At 53.4% G+C, this 15,959-nt stretch carries 12 protein-coding genes; 11 read left to right on the forward strand and 1 reads right to left on the reverse strand.

Features of this window, described 5'->3' with window-relative positions; all coding sequences use genetic code 11:
- Window positions 1-377: 377 nt before the first annotated feature.
- A complete protein-coding gene (locus B5E84_RS06035) occupies window positions 378-788 on the reverse strand; it encodes a hypothetical protein (protein WP_330374185.1) in 411 nt (136 codons plus the stop codon).
- A gap of 134 nt (window positions 789-922) precedes the next feature.
- On the opposite strand from B5E84_RS06035, the gene B5E84_RS06040 reads away from it, so the two are divergent.
- From B5E84_RS06040 to B5E84_RS06085, 11 genes are all read left to right on the forward strand, one after another.
- Window positions 923-2,749, forward strand: a complete 1,827-nt coding sequence (locus tag B5E84_RS06040) for an LTA synthase family protein (protein WP_242963314.1) — start codon at window positions 923-925, stop codon at window positions 2,747-2,749.
- Window positions 2,750-3,043: 294 nt separating this feature from the next.
- Complete coding sequence (locus B5E84_RS06045; RefSeq protein ID WP_087220681.1) at window positions 3,044-4,420, forward strand: MATE family efflux transporter; 1,377 nt, start codon at window positions 3,044-3,046, stop codon at window positions 4,418-4,420.
- Window positions 4,417-6,036: a beta-galactosidase gene (locus B5E84_RS06050; RefSeq protein WP_087220684.1), complete on the forward strand. Its 1,620-nt coding sequence runs from the start codon at window positions 4,417-4,419 to the stop codon at window positions 6,034-6,036. The genes B5E84_RS06045 and B5E84_RS06050 overlap by 4 nt, the downstream gene beginning before the upstream one ends.
- A gap of 504 nt (window positions 6,037-6,540) precedes the next feature.
- Window positions 6,541-6,885: a YlxM family DNA-binding protein gene (gene ylxM, locus B5E84_RS06055; protein ID WP_204248550.1), complete on the forward strand. Its 345-nt coding sequence runs from the start codon at window positions 6,541-6,543 to the stop codon at window positions 6,883-6,885.
- Window positions 6,886-6,905: 20 nt separating this feature from the next.
- On the forward strand, window positions 6,906-8,270 hold the full coding sequence (ffh, locus tag B5E84_RS06060; protein ID WP_087220689.1) for a signal recognition particle protein: 1,365 nt from the start codon (window positions 6,906-6,908) through the stop codon (window positions 8,268-8,270).
- A gap of 65 nt (window positions 8,271-8,335) precedes the next feature.
- Window positions 8,336-8,578: a 30S ribosomal protein S16 gene (gene rpsP, locus B5E84_RS06065; protein ID WP_087220693.1), complete on the forward strand. Its 243-nt coding sequence runs from the start codon at window positions 8,336-8,338 to the stop codon at window positions 8,576-8,578.
- A gap of 36 nt (window positions 8,579-8,614) precedes the next feature.
- A complete protein-coding gene (locus B5E84_RS06070) occupies window positions 8,615-8,842 on the forward strand; it encodes a KH domain-containing protein (RefSeq protein ID WP_087220696.1) in 228 nt (75 codons plus the stop codon).
- Between the two features lie 228 nt (window positions 8,843-9,070).
- On the forward strand, window positions 9,071-9,583 hold the full coding sequence (gene rimM, locus B5E84_RS06075) for a ribosome maturation factor RimM (RefSeq protein WP_087220699.1): 513 nt from the start codon (window positions 9,071-9,073) through the stop codon (window positions 9,581-9,583).
- A gap of 15 nt (window positions 9,584-9,598) precedes the next feature.
- Entirely contained in the window at window positions 9,599-10,420 is an 822-nt protein-coding gene (gene trmD, locus B5E84_RS06080) for a tRNA (guanosine(37)-N1)-methyltransferase TrmD (protein WP_087220702.1), read from the forward strand.
- A gap of 46 nt (window positions 10,421-10,466) precedes the next feature.
- Complete coding sequence (locus tag B5E84_RS20580; protein WP_162612814.1) at window positions 10,467-10,604, forward strand: hypothetical protein; 138 nt, start codon at window positions 10,467-10,469, stop codon at window positions 10,602-10,604.
- A 136-nt stretch (window positions 10,605-10,740) separates the two neighbouring features.
- Window positions 10,741-15,959: InlB B-repeat-containing protein (locus B5E84_RS06085; RefSeq protein ID WP_143469187.1), on the forward strand; the 5,219-nt coding region annotated here is incomplete at its 3' end.

The raw sequence follows: 15,959 nt of genomic DNA on the forward strand, positions 1-15,959 counted from the left end.
CTCCCCGCTCTGGTGAATAAGGTTTAAGCTAAGAAATAGCCGCCTATCCGGCCAAGGAGCAGGGCGGCTATTTCTTATGCGTCAGGTTCAGAATTGCAACAATCAACATGGCTATACCTAAGATGATTTGAAATTCCTCATATGTACTCATAAGCATCCCCTCCTGTACAAGACTCAGGACGGGGAACCACAGCCGCTCTACTGGCTGCCTGGGTAAGGATATTAGATTGTCAAAGTTGTGGGGACTCTGTTGGCGCAGGGGCCGGCTTTCCCGTTAGGTTCCGTTTGCTGACGCGCGTCCCTCTGCTATATGGACGTGTATCGGTTCCAGGGGAGCGCCTTCGTTTGGCCAGAAATAGACAGTATAAGCTCCGATCCTAAAAATTTGAGGCATTTAAAATTCCCCCTTCTTGAGAAAATTCTAAAATCAGATGCGCGTTATTGTGAAGCAAACGATTAAAATAATCCATTTTTTCCGCAGAGTAGCCGGAAACGTTTTCCCACCTGTAGCTGGGAAGATAGCAAGTGGCATTGAAAAATCCCCCATTGTCGTCTGGAGTCTCGATATATACTTTTACCTGCCCATCTGGTTTCATTTCAGAATGAGTAATTTCAGTATCATCGTTGAGTGTCATGAATGGATACATCATGGTCCCACACCTCCTTTTAAACAAAACTTTAAGATAAGTATAAATTATGGCTAAAAAAAAATCAACAATTCCCCCCTTTCCATCATCTGGCCGGACAGACCGCAAATCATTGCCGAAACGTCTGGAAATCTCTCCCATCCGCCCCATCCCACCCATTTCCAAAACTATGAACTTTTTGTGAAACGCCCCCGAATCCTGTCATTTCCTGTTGTTTCAATGTTAAATCCATGTTAAAATGACGGAATCAAAAACAGAACGGAGAAACAAACGATATGGAAAAAACGTGGTGGAAACGGCTGAGACTGGGCCTGGGGATTGCCGGTCTGGTTTTCATGCCCGCGGTGTCCTACGCTCTGTTTGAGTGGGTGACGGGAAACCTGGGAAAAATCGACACAGCCTGTGCCCTGGTGAATGTGGCTCTCATGGCGGGGCTCTATCTGGCCGTGTTTGCCGTGAGCGGACGGAGCCGGATCGCCGTGCCGGTAGTATCCCTGGGACTGTTTGTCCTCTCCGCGGCGGAGGCCTTTGTGGTGGCCTTTCGCGGACGGCCCATTATGCCGGCGGATTTTGTGGCTTTCCGGACGGCCATGTCTGTGGCGGGCAATTACGGCTATACTGTGAGCCGGGAAATGATCCTCTCATTTCTCTGCCTGGTGGGATTAAATGTGGGGCTGTTTTTCTGTCCGGTGCGCCTGCCCTGGTGGAAAATTCACGCTGGCTTTGCCGCCGGGACAGCGGCGGTGCTGGCGGGGAGCTTTACCTGGTTTATCCATGGGCCGGTGGCCTCCGGGCGGTTCGGCATCAATATGTGGGATCTTCAGTCCTCTTACGAGACGGAGGGCTACCTGCTCTCCACCGTCATCGCCGGCACCTATCTGGTAAAGGAGAAACCGGCGGGCTACGGAGATGCCGCTCTGGAAATGCTTTACGGGCAGTGGAAGAATGGGGAGTCTGGGGAAACGGAGTCCATCGCAGAGCCCATCACGCCCACCAATATCATCTGCATCATGAATGAGAGCTTTTCCGACCTGGAGCAGGCAGGGAATTTTGAGACCAATGAGGAGGTCATGCCCTTTTTCCACAGCCTGGAGGAAAACGCGGTGAAGGGCAGCCTCTACGTGCCGGTGTTTGGGGCAGGCACCAGCAATACGGAGTTTGAATTCCTGGTGGGGGATTCCATGGCCTTCATGGCCCCCGGCACCACCGCCTACCAGTTTAACGTGCGGCCGGGAGAGGGCAGCCTGGTGAGCACCTTAAAGGAACAGGGATACACGGCGGTGGCCCTTCATCCCTACCCGAAGGAGAACTGGAACCGGGAAACCTGTTATCAAAATATGGGCTTTGACCAGTTTCTGGCCTGGGATTATTTTGAGGATTGTCCCCTGACCCGATGCTACGTGGGGGACCGGGAAAATTATGAGAAAATGGTTCGTCTGCTGGAAAACAAAGCAAATCCTTCAGACAAGCTGTTTCTGTTCAACGTGACCATGCAGAACCACGGCGGCTACGATGAAATTTATGACAACTATGAGCAGCGGATCCACCTTACGGGAGAACTGGAGGGAAAATATCCCATGGCGGATCAGTTCCTCTCCCTGATGCGCACCTCTGACGACGCCCTGCAGTGGCTTTTGGAATACCTGGAAGGGGTGGAGGAACCGACCATGGTGGTGCTGTTCGGCGACCATCAGCCCAGCGTGGAGGACGAGTTTTTCTACGAGGTCAGCGATCTGGAGCGAAAGACGGTCACGAACCAGGAGTCCTTAATCTGGTATGAGACGCCTTACCTCATCTGGACCAATTACCCCATGGAGACAGAGGAAACGGGGGATATGAGCGCCTTCTACCTGGCTCCGGAGCTGCTGCGGATGGCAGGGCTGGAGACCACTCCCTACCAGAATTTCCTCCTGGGATTAAAAGAACAGCTCCCCGTCATCCACGGCCGCGGCTGCTATGACGCTGAGGGGACGTATTACGATCTGGAGGACGCTAAAAAGGACGGAAAACTGGGACCGTGGCTCGCGGATTATGATACCCTGATCTACAACCACAGCTACGATGGCCCCATGCAGAAACTGTTTCACCTGACGGGAAACTGACCGGCCGGGGGAAACACCGGGACAGAAACGCCGGCAGTCCAAAGGCCGTCTGCCCGCAAAAAATCATATACAGAGAGAAGGAAACTGGTGTATAATAATGCTGTTGCGGCTGCATACACCGGTTTTCTTTCGCTGTGAGGCGAATGCCCGCGGCAAAAGAGAGATTTCACGGGAAGGAAACGGCCCGGCCGTCTGCCCGTTCTGTGTGCTGGAGTGCGCAGGGCGAGGGACAGCCTCATTTTGACCGGAACGGCAGCCAAAACAATACAAACGAACAATCAGGGGGGATAGATTATGACAGTGACAACGACGCAGAACGATTTTTCCAAAGGGAGCGTTGTCCGCAACATTATCAATCTGGCTGTGCCCATGACGCTGGCGCAGCTCATCAACGTACTCTACAACGTCGTGGACCGTATATATATAGGAAGGATTCCCGGCTCCGGCAGCCTGCCCCTCACCGGCGTAGGCCTCTGCCTGCCCATCATTTCCATGGTGATCGCCTTTGCCAACTTATTCGGCATGGGCGGGGCACCCCTTTGCTCCATCGAGAGAGGCCGAGGAAATGTGGACGAGGCGGAGCGGATCATGGGAAATTCCTTCGCCATGATGATTATTTTCGGCGTCGGCCTGACGGTGCTGGGGCTGGCGCTTAAGCGGCCCATGCTCTACCTGTTTGGGGCCAGCGACAATACATACCCTTACGCCAGCCAGTATGTGACCATTTATCTGCTCGGCAGCCTGTTTGTGATGACCGGCTTGGGGATGAACAGCTTTATCAACTCCCAGGGCTTTGGCCGCATCGGCATGATGACCGTGCTGCTGGGGGCGGTGGCAAACATTATCCTGGATCCTGTGTTTATCTTCGTATTTGATATGGGGGTGCGGGGAGCGGCCCTGGCCACCATCATCTCCCAGGGGCTTTCCGCCGCCTGGATCCTGCGGTTTCTCACCGGCAGGAAAACCATTCTGAAGCTGAAAGCCAGCGCCATGAAACTGGAGAAAAAGCGGGTGCTCTCCATCATGGGCCTGGGAATGTCCGGTTTTACCATGTCCATCACCAACTCCCTGGTGCAGATCGTCTGCAACGCCACCCTGCGGGATTTCGGCGGCGATCTGTACGTGGGGGCCATGACGGTGATCAACTCCATCCGGGAAGTGGTGCAGCTCCCGGTGCAGGGCTTAACCAACAGCTCCCAGCCGGTCATGGGCTTTAATTACGGGGCGGAGAAATACGGCCGCGTCCGGGAGGCTATCCGCTTTACCTCCATTGTGGCTATCGTCTACACCTGCGCCATGTGGGCGGGCCTCTATTTCGCGCCGGAGTTTTTCATCCGGATTTTCAGCAGCGAGGAAGAACTGCTGCGGATCGGCGTTCCGGCCATGCACATTTACTATTTCGGATTTTTCATGATGTCCCTGCAGATGGCGGGACAGTCGGTGTTCGTGGCCCTGGGGCGGGCGAAAAACGCCGTGTTCTTCTCCATTTTCCGGAAGGTGATCATCGTGTTTCCCCTGACGGTGATCCTGCCTCATTTCTGGGGGCTGGGGACCGACGGCGTATTTCTGGCGGAGCCGATTTCCAACTTCATCGGGGGAGCGGCCTGCTACGCCACCATGCTGCTGACGGTGTGGAGAGAGTTGGGACGAAAAGAAAGGGGACAGGCATGAGACACAGATGGAGACAACTGACAGCCGTTCTGGCAGCCGCCCTTTTGACAGTTCTGCCGGCTGCCTCCGCCTGGGCAGAGGTGGGAGGGAAACCGGAATACTGGAGGGCGGCCACCTACTATTCCGATGACTGGGTGATCAATTTCTGGAACAGCGAGAGCGTTCACATGGAGGAAGAACTGGCCCGGATCGCCGCCGACGGCTTTAACAGCATCGTGGTGGCGGTGCCCTGGAACGAATTTCAGCCCATGGACGGGCCGGGACAGATCCGGTACGAGGGCTACGCCTACGACAAGCTGGACCGGGTGTTCCGGACGGCCAGAGAACAGGGGCTTTGGGTATTCCTGCGGGTGGGCTACACCTGGGATCTGAGCGGAGACGGGATGGATTCCTCCCGCTTTGCCGCCATGCTCTATGACGACGCCCTGTGGGAGGGATGGCTGGACTATGTGGAAAGCCTGTACCAGGCGGGACGTCGCCACGGGAACCTGGCGGGCGGCTTTATCACCTGGGAGGACTTCTGGAATTTCCTCCAGAACACGGGAAACGGCTCTCTCAAAGGAGACCGGACAGAGCTGGCGGAGCGCGTCGGCTACCAGGAGTTTTTGGCGGAGCGCTATACGCTGGCGGAGCTGGAGGAGCAGTTCGGCCTGGAGGCGTCCTCTTTTGAGGAGATCGCCCTGCCGTTGGCGTCAGAGCCGATGTTTTACACCTTTCATCAGTTTTACGACCAGTTCATGTGCCGGGTGCTGGAGGCGAGCCAGGAGGTCTTTCCGGGGCTTTCCATGGAGGTGCGCCTGGACGTGGATCCGGTGCCGTCGGCGGACGGAGGGCTGGTGGGGGCGTCCCACGGCAGCACCTATGACTGTGGGGAGGCGGAGTATACAGCCGCCATGTACAGCGTTTCCATGGGCCGGGAATCCTCGGAGGGCGATATGACGGCGTCGGAGGCCCTGTACGCCATGGCCGCCAACCTGGGAGCCGTCATGGCCCAGAACGGCGGAAAGCCCCTGTTTTTGGAGCAGTTTTTATTCTACGACGACACGCCGGAATTTTCCTACAACCCCAAGCTGTTTCCGGGAGAAAGGCCCCTGTTTCTGGCGGGGGCGGCCCCCATCCTGCGGTCCATGACCAACGGTTACGGCGTCTGGGCTTACCGGGACTACCGCAACAATTCCGTCTACAATTCCCAGTTTGGCCTGGGAGAGCGGGGCTGGACCTTCACCGGGAACGCCTTCGTGATCCAGGAGGAGGGAAACCACGCGGCCAGCCTTCCGGCGGGAGGAAAGATTTCCCAGAACCTGGGAACCCGCAGCCGGAACATGAGGCCTGGGGGCCGCACCCTGACCTTCTGGGCGGAGAGCGCGGAGCCGGTGACCATCACCGTCACCTACGGAAATGAGAAAAAATTCGCCCAGGTAAACGGGGAAACCCAGGTGGAACTCACCTTCTCCCAGGAAGGAGAAGAACTGTCCATCCTAAGCAGCGGCCAGGTGACCCTGGATGACGTATACTTCTACAACCTGGTGGCGGAAGGCCTGCTCTACGGCGTGGACGGCAGCGAGCGGGAGCTGATCGGGGCAGTGCGGGAGCTGAATGAGGAACTGGCGGAGTGAGGCCGGCGGGGAAGGCTGGAGAGAGAATATAAAATAGAAAATCGGTGATTGAGAAAGGGAAAAGAGTGTGCTATACTGGCAGCACGGAAAGCCAGAGTACAAATCAGGCGGCCTGCCCTCCTATTTTTCGGAGGGGCATAACCCTCCAGACGAAAGAGGAAAGGAGGGCGATGCCGGTGTATGTTACATATTCGGATTTGATCCAGATAGGTATCTTCATCGTAGCCCTTGTAGGTCTCGTTTACGAGATTTTTAAGGGAAAGAATTAGCCGCCACTACTGCAATAGTGACGGCTGGCCTCATATGAGGCATCACTAATCATTATTGGGGTAGGCCGTTTGTCTCCGGCTTTCCCTTTCTGTCTCTACTCTAACACATTTAACAATAGAATACAAGCAAAAACGGAAATCCCCAAAAAATCTAAAAAATCCAAAGAAAAAAGTTGTCAAGAAAAAATGCTTGACACCTCTGCCATTATCGTGTATGATAAACCAGGTGATTGAAATGGAAAAGATCGTCCAGCAGGCGCTGCTATATGATTTTTACGGAGAGCTCCTCACGGAGCACCAGAAAAGCATTTACGAGGACGCAGTGTTCAATGACCTTTCCCTCAGCGAGATTGCCAGGGAGGAAGGGATCAGCAGACAGGGGGTTCACGACCTGATTAAGCGGTGTGACCGGATCCTGGAAGGATATGAGGAAAAGCTGGGCCTGGTGGAAAAGTTTCAGAGGACCAAGGAGAAGGTGGAGGAGATCCACCGGCTCACCAGAGAATTTTCTGAGACAGGCGAGCGGGAGCTGATCCAGAGGATCGGACAGATTTCCACGGAGATTCTGGAGCTGAGCTGACGGCTCCACAGGAGGATTGCATGGCGTTTGAGAGCTTAACAGACAAACTGCAGAACGTGTTTAAAAACCTGCGGGGCAAGGGACGGCTGTCCGAGGCCGATGTAAAGGCCGCCCTGAAAGAAGTGAAGATGGCCCTTTTGGAGGCCGACGTCAGCTTTAAGGTTGTAAAGCAGTTCATCAATTCTGTGCAGGAACGGGCCGTTGGACAGGATGTGTTAAACAGCCTCACACCGGCGCAGATGGTCATAAAAATTGTAAACGAGGAGCTTGTAAAGCTTATGGGCTCCGAGACCACGGAGATCGCCTTAAAGCCGGCGAACGAGATCACGGTCATCATGATGGCCGGACTTCAGGGCGCTGGTAAGACCACCACCACCGCGAAGATCGCGGGAAAGTTAAAGGCGAAGGGCAGAAAGCCCCTTCTTGCGGCCTGCGACGTGTATCGTCCGGCAGCCATTGATCAGTTAAAGATCAACGGTGAAAAGCAGGGAGTTCCCGTATTTTCCATGGGAAACCAGCACAGCCCGGTGGACATTGCCAAGGCGGCGGTGGAACACGCCAAGGCCAATGGGAACAACGTGGTCATTCTGGATACGGCCGGACGGCTCCACATCGACGAGGAGATGATGGAGGAGCTGCAGGCGATCAAGCAGGCGCTCACGGTGGATCAGACGATCCTGGTGGTGGACGCCATGACGGGTCAGGACGCGGTAAACGTAGCCGGCTCGTTCAATGAAAAAGTAGGGATTGACGGTGTGATCCTGACGAAGATGGACGGAGACACGAGAGGCGGAGCCGCTCTTTCCGTTCGCCAGGTGACAGGACGGCCGATTCTATACGTCGGTATGGGAGAAAAGCTCTCTGATCTGGAGCAGTTTTATCCCGACCGGATGGCATCCAGAATTCTCGGAATGGGAGACATCCTTTCCCTGATCGAGAAGGCAGAGCTGGAGATGGACCAGGAGAAGGCCAAAGAGCTGGGCCAGAAATTAAAAAAGGCCGAGTTCGATTACAACGACTTCCTGGATCAGATGCGCCAGATCAAGAAGATGGGCGGCATGAGCAGCATCCTGGGGATGATGCCCGGTATGTCCCAGATCAAGGATGTGGACATCGACGAAAAGGCCATGGACCGGGTGGAGGCGATCATTCTCTCCATGACGGCCAAGGAGCGGGCAAACCCGTCCCTCTTAAACCTTTCCAGAAAGCAGCGCATCGCCAAGGGGGCAGGCGTTCCCTTAAGCGAGGTGAACCGCATTGTAAAGCAGTTTGATCAGATGAAAAAGATGATGAAACAGCTCCCGGGAATGATGGGCGGCGGCAAGCGGAAGGGCTTTGGCGGTCTGGGCGGCCTCATGGGCGGAAAGCTCAAGATGCCCTTTTAACACAGATAGCAAGGCAGGTCCCTGCGTTGTTAATAAATCAGTTTTGAAATGAGGAGGTGAAACACATGGCAGTAAAGATGAGACTGAGAAGAATGGGTCAGAAGAAGGCTCCTTTCTATAGAATCGTAGTTGCAGATTCCCGCTCTCCGAGAGACGGAAGATTCATCGAGGAGGTTGGCTACTATGATCCGACCGTAGATCCGAGCGTGATCAAGTTCAACGAGGAGGCAGCGAAGAAATGGCTGGCAACCGGCGCACAGCCGACGGAGACTGTTGGTAAGCTTTTAAAGATTGCTGGAATCCAGTAATTTTTAGTTACCGGTGTGCAGTGCGAGGTGAACAGTATGAAAGAATTAGTAGAAGTCATTGCAAAGGCACTGGTGGACCACCCGGATCAGGTTGTCGTCACGGAGACCGAGAAGGAGAACGCGACCGTCATCGAGCTGAAGGTAGCGGAGTCCGACATGGGAAAAGTGATCGGCAAACAGGGAAGGATCGCCAAAGCCATTCGTTCTGTTGTAAAAGCAGCCGCTTCAAAAGAAGAAAAAAAGGTTATTGTGGATATTCAGTAACTTTGGGACCGCCTGACATTGGAAGGCGGTTTTTCTTCGTTTCATAGGGAAATCCGTTCCCTGTGAAAGGAAAGGCTCTGGCAGGCGGGGCGCTGCGGGCGGAAACGAAGGCTGCCGGGAGAATCTGCCTCCGCCGCCCGGGTATTCGGGCAAGAAGACAGGCGGCAGGGACGGCGCGCTCCGGCGGATGACTGGGCGCATACATTTCAGAAAGGGAGAGCAGGACAGATGGAAGATATGCTTCGGGTCGGCGTGATCAGCTCCACCCATGGGGTGCGGGGCGAGGTAAAGGTATTTCCCACCACCGATGACGCAGCCCGTTTCAACGATTTAAAAACCGTATTTCTGGACACGGGAAAGGAGCTTTTAAAGCTGGAAATCTCCGGCGTGAAGTTCTTTAAAAACATGGTGATCCTGAAATTTAAGGGATATGACAATATTAACGATATTGAATGTTACCGCGGCAGGGAGCTGTGGATCACCAGGGACCAGGCAGTGCCCCTGGGAGAGGACGAAAACTTTGTGGCGGACTTGATCGGCCTTTCTGTGGTCACTGACGAAGGGGAACCCCTGGGAGTGATGAAGGACGTGATGTTTACCGGGGCCAACGACGTGTACGTGGTGGAGCGGGAGAATGGAAAAGAGCTGCTGCTCCCGGCCATTAAGGACTGCATCCTGGATGTGGATCTGGAGGCCGGCGTGATGAAGGTACACGTGCTGGACGGGCTTTTGGATCTGTAAAATGGAGGAAATACGATGAATTATCACATTCTGACGCTGTTTCCGGAGATGGTGCTGGAGGGGTTAAACACCAGCATCATCGGACGGGCGGCGGCCGCGGGAAAGATTTCCATAGAGGCGGTGAATATCCGGGATTACACCAAGGAGAAACACGGCCACGTGGACGACGCCCCCTACGGGGGCGGGGCCGGGATGGTGATGCAGGCGGCGCCCGTCTGCGACGCCTACGAGGCGCTTTGCGAACGGATTGGGAAACGGCCCAGGGTTCTCTACATGACCCCCCAGGGCCAGGTGTTCAACCAGAAGATCGCCGAGGAGCTGGCAAAGGAGGAGGATCTGGTCTTTCTCTGCGGCCACTACGAGGGGATTGACGAGCGTGCCCTGGAGCTGATCGCCACAGACTACCTTTCTGTGGGGGACTACGTGCTCACCGGCGGCGAGCTGCCGGCCATGGTGATGATCGACTGCATTTCCCGCCTGGTGCCCGGGGTGTTAAACAATGACGCGTCGGCGGAGGAGGAATCCTTCCACGACAACCTCTTAGAATACCCCCAGTACACCAGGCCGGAGGAATACCGGGGGAAAAAGGTGCCGGAGGTGCTTTTATCCGGCCATCACAAGAAAATTTATGAGTGGCGGAGGGAACAGTCCATCCGCCGCACCCTGGAGCGCCGCCCGGATCTTCTTTCCGGCGCGAACCTGGACAAGCGGGAGCGGAAGTTTTTGGACGGACTTCTGCGGGAACAGGAGGAGCGGGAGAAATCGCCGGCGCCTTCCGGGCCGGAGGAATGTTCCGAGAGCAGTTCTGAGACAGCCCAGCCCCAGACGGAGGCCTGAAACAGGCACCAGGAAAAACAGAATCAGGAAAGGAACCGGAGGAAAAATGCCGCAGGTGATGGAGAACATCCGTCATCCGCGGCGTTTTTCGCTTTTCTGGAGAGAAAATGGGGCGAATCCGGAAAAATTACGGCGTCGCCGGCCGCGCTGCGCGCGGCAGTGTGAAAAAATTGAAAAAAAGTAAATAAGAGGGCCAAATGTAACACCTTCTGTACCCCCCCCTGTATAATAACCAGTAATGACAGAGACGTATGGGTTTTTGTCATTAAAAATTACAAATGGACCGCTGAATTCATTTGGAAAGGAAGGAGAGAAATAGTATGGAGGGACGCGGAAGGTCCAGGGCGAGAAGAAAGCGCAAGCTGTTTTCGTCCAAACGCCTGACGTCATTCCTGCTAGCAGCGGCCATGATCGGCACCAACGTAGGTGCGGATCTGAATACGGCCTACGCGGCAGGCTTTTCGTCAGAAGTGGCGTTTGAAATGCGGGGCTCCGATCTGGTGACAGCCATCGAGGATGCCATCGCCACCGGAAACACGGTGACGCCGGATGACCTGGATTTTACAAACGGCAAGGTAGAGCAGTTTGAAGGTTATCTGTTCGGAGAAGGAAAGCTGTACGAGGCCTATCCCGAAGTGGAAGGAGGCGATGTCAGCGCAGACTTGCGCGTATTTGTACGTCTGCCGGAGGACGGGGACGATATGTACGCCGTAACAGGTGACGAGGAGGTCATCTTCCTTTATGTAAACAACAGCAGCGACACGGTAAAATTCCGTTCCTGTATCAATTACATGGTGGACGGAGAGGAAAAGGTAAAAAAGACCGACTGGGTGACGGTAAGGAGCTATGAGAGCGCTTACGGCGACGAGGAGGTCAACGTGATTTCCGACCCGGTGGAGCCCCCTGTGACAGAGGCTCCGGAGGAGACGGAGGGACCGGCAAATGATACCGAGACCACAGCTCCCGACGGAGAGACCACAGCTCCGGAGACCCCGGAGACGGACGCTCCCGCTGGGGAGACGCCGGACAGCGGAGAAGGCGGGGAGACGGATGTCCCGGAAACAGATGTCCCGGGGAACGATCCTCTGGCCACGGATTCCGAGCTGACGCTTTCCATGAGTCAGAACGTGGTTTCCCTGGTGGCTATGCCCGGCGATGAGCTGGCAACCCCGTCGGATATGACCGATGGCAGCGAGGACGAGGAGGAAACCACTGCCCCGGAGGAGACTACAGGCTCTGAGGAGGAGACGACGGCAGCGGAGGAAACCACAGGCTCCGAGGAGGAGACGACGGCAGCGGAGGAAACCACCACGGCTCCCGCGGAGGAAGAAACCACCGCAGCCGGTGAGACGGAAACTCCTGAGGATCCCAAAGCGACAGAGTCCGAGACGGAGAAACCGGAGGTTCCAAACGCGCCGAAACCCACCTACAGCGACCTGGTGGGCGTGGGCTGGAGCGGAACGGCGAAATTGTATTCCACCACCTTAAAGAAACTCCACGCCCTTGACGATGTGGAGGGCTGGCCGGTGAATTATTCCATCGCTCCCGCAGGCTCCGCCAGAATCATAGACGGGCCGAGAGGAGTAGAGGACGGCGAGGATTTATACTTCGGTGTAAAGAATCAGATCGGCTATGCCGTGGAGACCGTTCTTGCCAACGGCGAGGAGCTCACCGCCGATACCGTCACGGAAAACAACGACGGTTCCCAGACCGTATGGTACAATGTGCCGGAGGTTATGGAAGAACAGGACGTGGATGTGGTGATGACGGAGACCGGCGAACATCCGGCTTTTGAGCAGGTTCTGACCATGGACGACGGGATGGAGATCACCATCCGCGCCGGAGAAGGGGTGCTGCCGGCAGGAGTGCAGGCGGCGGCCAGCGTGGTAACCGGCATTGAGGACGTAGTAAAGGAGAATGTGGAGGCCGAGGCGGCAGCCGCCGGCGAGGAGAAAGAGGTTATCACCTCCCTGTCCTACAACATCGACCTTCTGGATGCCGACGGCAACAAGCTGGACGACCAGATCTGGAACGGTGTCGTGGAGGTCACCTTCAGCGGTGCGCCCATGGAGGAGCACAGTAAGGATGCGGACAGCGTGGAAGTGGTGTACGTCGAGACCACCAAAGAGTCCGAACCCCAGGCCGAGATCCAGGCCGAGGATGTGGTTTCCGTAGAAACCGTGTCTAAGACCGTGGATGTAGCGGAAGGGGACAGCGTGACGGAGGTGTCGTTTGAGACGGAGCATTTCTCGGTGTATACGGTTACCTTTTATAGTGGAAACAAAAGCACAGACCTGACGGTATACGTTATGGATACTGCCACAAAGCACGAATTGCAGAATAAAAAGGTTTCCTTATCCGGCGGGTATTACTCGGATGGAGACGTGATTCAGATTGCGAATCTTGCGGAAACGATTCGGACGAATATGGGATTGTCTGCAGATGAATATCCGTTCTTGTCAGCAACGACAGGAAATGATTTGACGGGCACCGCGGTAAATGTTCTGTATGCTCACAAAGAAAATGGATATAACGCTAATCTGCGGTTATATCGGACAAGAGAACGTCAATCATTTATGGGTTATAGTTGGTATGAATATCACAACCCAGTAAACACCTTATATTTCTGGTACGGAGAACCTTCCGTCACAGTCACATTTGACAAGAATAATGGCGGTGGAACTGCTCCCGATGCGATGACCGCAAAAGCCGGAGAGTTTATTACGTTACCGGGTCAGGGCGATATGACAGCTCCTAATAACTGTGTATTTTCCGGTTGGAGCCGTATCACAAATCCCAATGAGAATGGCAAATATAAACCGGGAAATAATGGAACGGTCTATCCGGCAGGTTATCAGTTTAAGGTTCCGGAAAATGACATAACGCTGTACGCTGTTTGGTCACAGAAGAATGTCGATGCCGAATTTTATATCCGTTTAGATGGAGTAATTCCGACAGAGCCGCAGGGTCATAAGGAGAGCGAGTATACGAGTGCGATAAAGATTGATGGAGCCATTAAAATAGGAACCTTCTATACAAATGCCACAGTTCCAGGTGTTGTAGACCGGTTGAATGCGAATGCAGTTCCAACAAATGAACAAATCCAGGCTGTATGCAGTGCTAAGCACGTACAGTATAATCCTGATGAAGATTATGTCTTATGGTATGTTATAAAGAAAGAATCTACATGGCACGTGGATGGTGTAGTACTGAAAAAAGCGAAAGTGAATTTATCTTACGACCCAAATGGGAAAACCTTTGTAGAGTGGACGATGCCGGACGGTATGCAGTATGATCCCGGCTCTACAGCGGAGATAAGCAGTAAAGTCCCGCAGAACGAGGAAGGATACCATTTCGTTGGGTGGAACACGAAAGCAGACGGAACAGGCACAGCGTATGATCCGAACGATAGTTTTACCATCACGGAAGATACCACACTGTACGCGCAGTGGGCTGCAAATACCAATACACAGTATACGGTAGAGTTCTATTATCAGTCGAATGGTAGATATGGGACGACTACCGACATTAGGAAAACGTATACAGGCACTACAGGGGCAACTGCCGTTGTTTCAGAGGCGGATAAGATCCCGACGGAGCCAGGTTATGTATTTGATGCGAATGCTTCGAATGTCCTTCAGGACACCATCAGTGGCGATGGTTCTCTGGTACTGAAGGTTTACTTTAAACAGCAGTTTACAGTAACCATCAGTGGAGACAGCCACGTACAGAGTTCTTCTGTGACAGACTCAGTAGTAGGCTGGAATGGAAGTTCTACCGGCAACTGGTTGCTGGCATCCGGCTACGAGCTGGATCAGGTGATCGTAAATGGAGTGGAGACGACTGTATCTGAAGATTCAGATTCCATTACTGTGACAGAAATTCAGCAGGATACTGCCATTTATGTAAAAACAAAAGCTCAAGATCAGACATATGCTGTTCAACATATTGATGAGGATACAGGAACGGTTCTTAAGACAAGTGCCAATAAACCTGCAAAATATGGAGATGTGATTATTGGAGATGAACAAGCTGAGACGATTCCGGGATATACGTTTGTGAAAGCAGACAATCTCACCGTAGGGATTAACAATGATGCGAATATTGTAAAAGTATACTACAGCAAAGATGAGAACGGTCCAGACGGAAAACCAGATGGTGTTCCGGATAAACTCCAATATAGAATTACGTATAATAGGAATGCCGAGACAGCGACGGGAACAACGGAAGATACTCATATCTATGAGGTGAATCATGATGTACCGGTAGCGGAAAATGGCTATACGAACGTAGGTTATACCTTTACAGGATGGAACACCGAGGCAGACGGAAGTGGAACCCGTTACGCAGAAGGCAGCACGATCAAAATGGTAGAAGGCGGCCTGACGCTGTACGCACAGTGGGAGATCAGCAATTATACTTTGACGGTGGAGCACGTATACCAAAATGCGGACAGTACGTCGGAAACGGTGATGGATGCCCTGAGTGGAGAAAAGGCTGTTCATACGCTGGTCAAAACTGTGAAAAAAGATCGGGAAGGATATGCGTTTGCGAATCGGATTACCTACGAAGTAGAGAATTCGAAAGAGACAGTAACCTACACTGATCGGGACGGTTTGATGTTCCGTATGCCTGCTGGCAACGTAAAAGTAACGTATTACTACAAATTGAAAACCTACAATTTGAATGTGGAACACGTATACCGGAACGCAGATGGAACGAAAGAAACCGTGACAGACGACTTGAGCGGAACCGTCGTATATGATACGTTGATTCAGACCGAGAAGAAGGATCGGAAAGGCCATAGATTTGCGAATCTGATCACTTATGAAGTAGATGATCAGGAGAAAAAGGTATCTTTTACAAATCAGGATGCTTTAACATTCCGTATGCCGGACGGAGATGTAAAGGTGACATACTACTATGACATCGACTCCTATCAGCTAGATGTGGAACACGTATATCAGAATGCAGACGGAACGAAAAAAACGGTGACAGATGCTTTGAGCGGGCCAGTTGTATATGATGAACTGGTTCAAACAGAGAAGAAAGACCAGGAAGGCTATACGTTTGCAAATCGGATTACCTATGAAACAGATGGCCAGGAAGATGTAGTTACGTATACCGATCAGGATGCCTTAATGTTCCGTATGCCGACTGGGAATGTGAAGGTGACATACTATTACGACATCGACTCCTATCAGTTGGATGTAGTGCACGCATACCGAAATGCAGATGGAACCGTATCAGAAGTGACAGATAGTGTAAGTGGAGAAACCGTATTTGATACTTTAATCCAGACAGAGAAGAAAGACCGGGAAGGATATGTGTTTGCTAATTTCATTACATACGAAGTAGATGATCGGGAAGATCCCTTTACGTTTACAAACAAGAACGCTCTGACATTCCGTATGCCGGCGGGAAATGTGAAGGTAACGTATTACTATGACATCGAGTCCTATCAGCTGGACGTGGAGCACGTATACCGGAATGCGGACGGAACCGAAGAAGTGGTGCCGGATGCCCTGAGTGGAGAGAA

It is taken from the genome of Lachnoclostridium sp. An14, from assembly GCF_002160755.1.
GTDB lineage: Bacteria > Bacillota > Clostridia > Lachnospirales > Lachnospiraceae > Lachnoclostridium_A.

Excerpts from the sequence above, each read along its gene's own strand:
- B5E84_RS06035 (WP_330374185.1), bottom strand. The coding sequence starts at position 788 with ATGGGAGAGATTTCCAGACGTTTCGGCAATGATTTGCGGTCTGTCCGG.
- B5E84_RS06040 (WP_242963314.1), top strand. The coding sequence starts at position 923 with ATGGAAAAAACGTGGTGGAAACGGCTGAGACTGGGCCTGGGGATTGCC.
- B5E84_RS06045 (WP_087220681.1), top strand. The coding sequence starts at position 3,044 with ATGACAGTGACAACGACGCAGAACGATTTTTCCAAAGGGAGCGTTGTC.
- B5E84_RS06050 (WP_087220684.1), top strand. The coding sequence starts at position 4,417 with ATGAGACACAGATGGAGACAACTGACAGCCGTTCTGGCAGCCGCCCTT.
- ylxM (WP_204248550.1), top strand. The coding sequence starts at position 6,541 with ATGGAAAAGATCGTCCAGCAGGCGCTGCTATATGATTTTTACGGAGAG.
- ffh (WP_087220689.1), top strand. The coding sequence starts at position 6,906 with ATGGCGTTTGAGAGCTTAACAGACAAACTGCAGAACGTGTTTAAAAAC.
- rpsP (WP_087220693.1), top strand. The coding sequence starts at position 8,336 with ATGGCAGTAAAGATGAGACTGAGAAGAATGGGTCAGAAGAAGGCTCCT.
- B5E84_RS06070 (WP_087220696.1), top strand. The coding sequence starts at position 8,615 with ATGAAAGAATTAGTAGAAGTCATTGCAAAGGCACTGGTGGACCACCCG.
- rimM (WP_087220699.1), top strand. The coding sequence starts at position 9,071 with ATGGAAGATATGCTTCGGGTCGGCGTGATCAGCTCCACCCATGGGGTG.
- trmD (WP_087220702.1), top strand. The coding sequence starts at position 9,599 with ATGAATTATCACATTCTGACGCTGTTTCCGGAGATGGTGCTGGAGGGG.
- B5E84_RS20580 (WP_162612814.1), top strand. The coding sequence starts at position 10,467 with ATGCCGCAGGTGATGGAGAACATCCGTCATCCGCGGCGTTTTTCGCTT.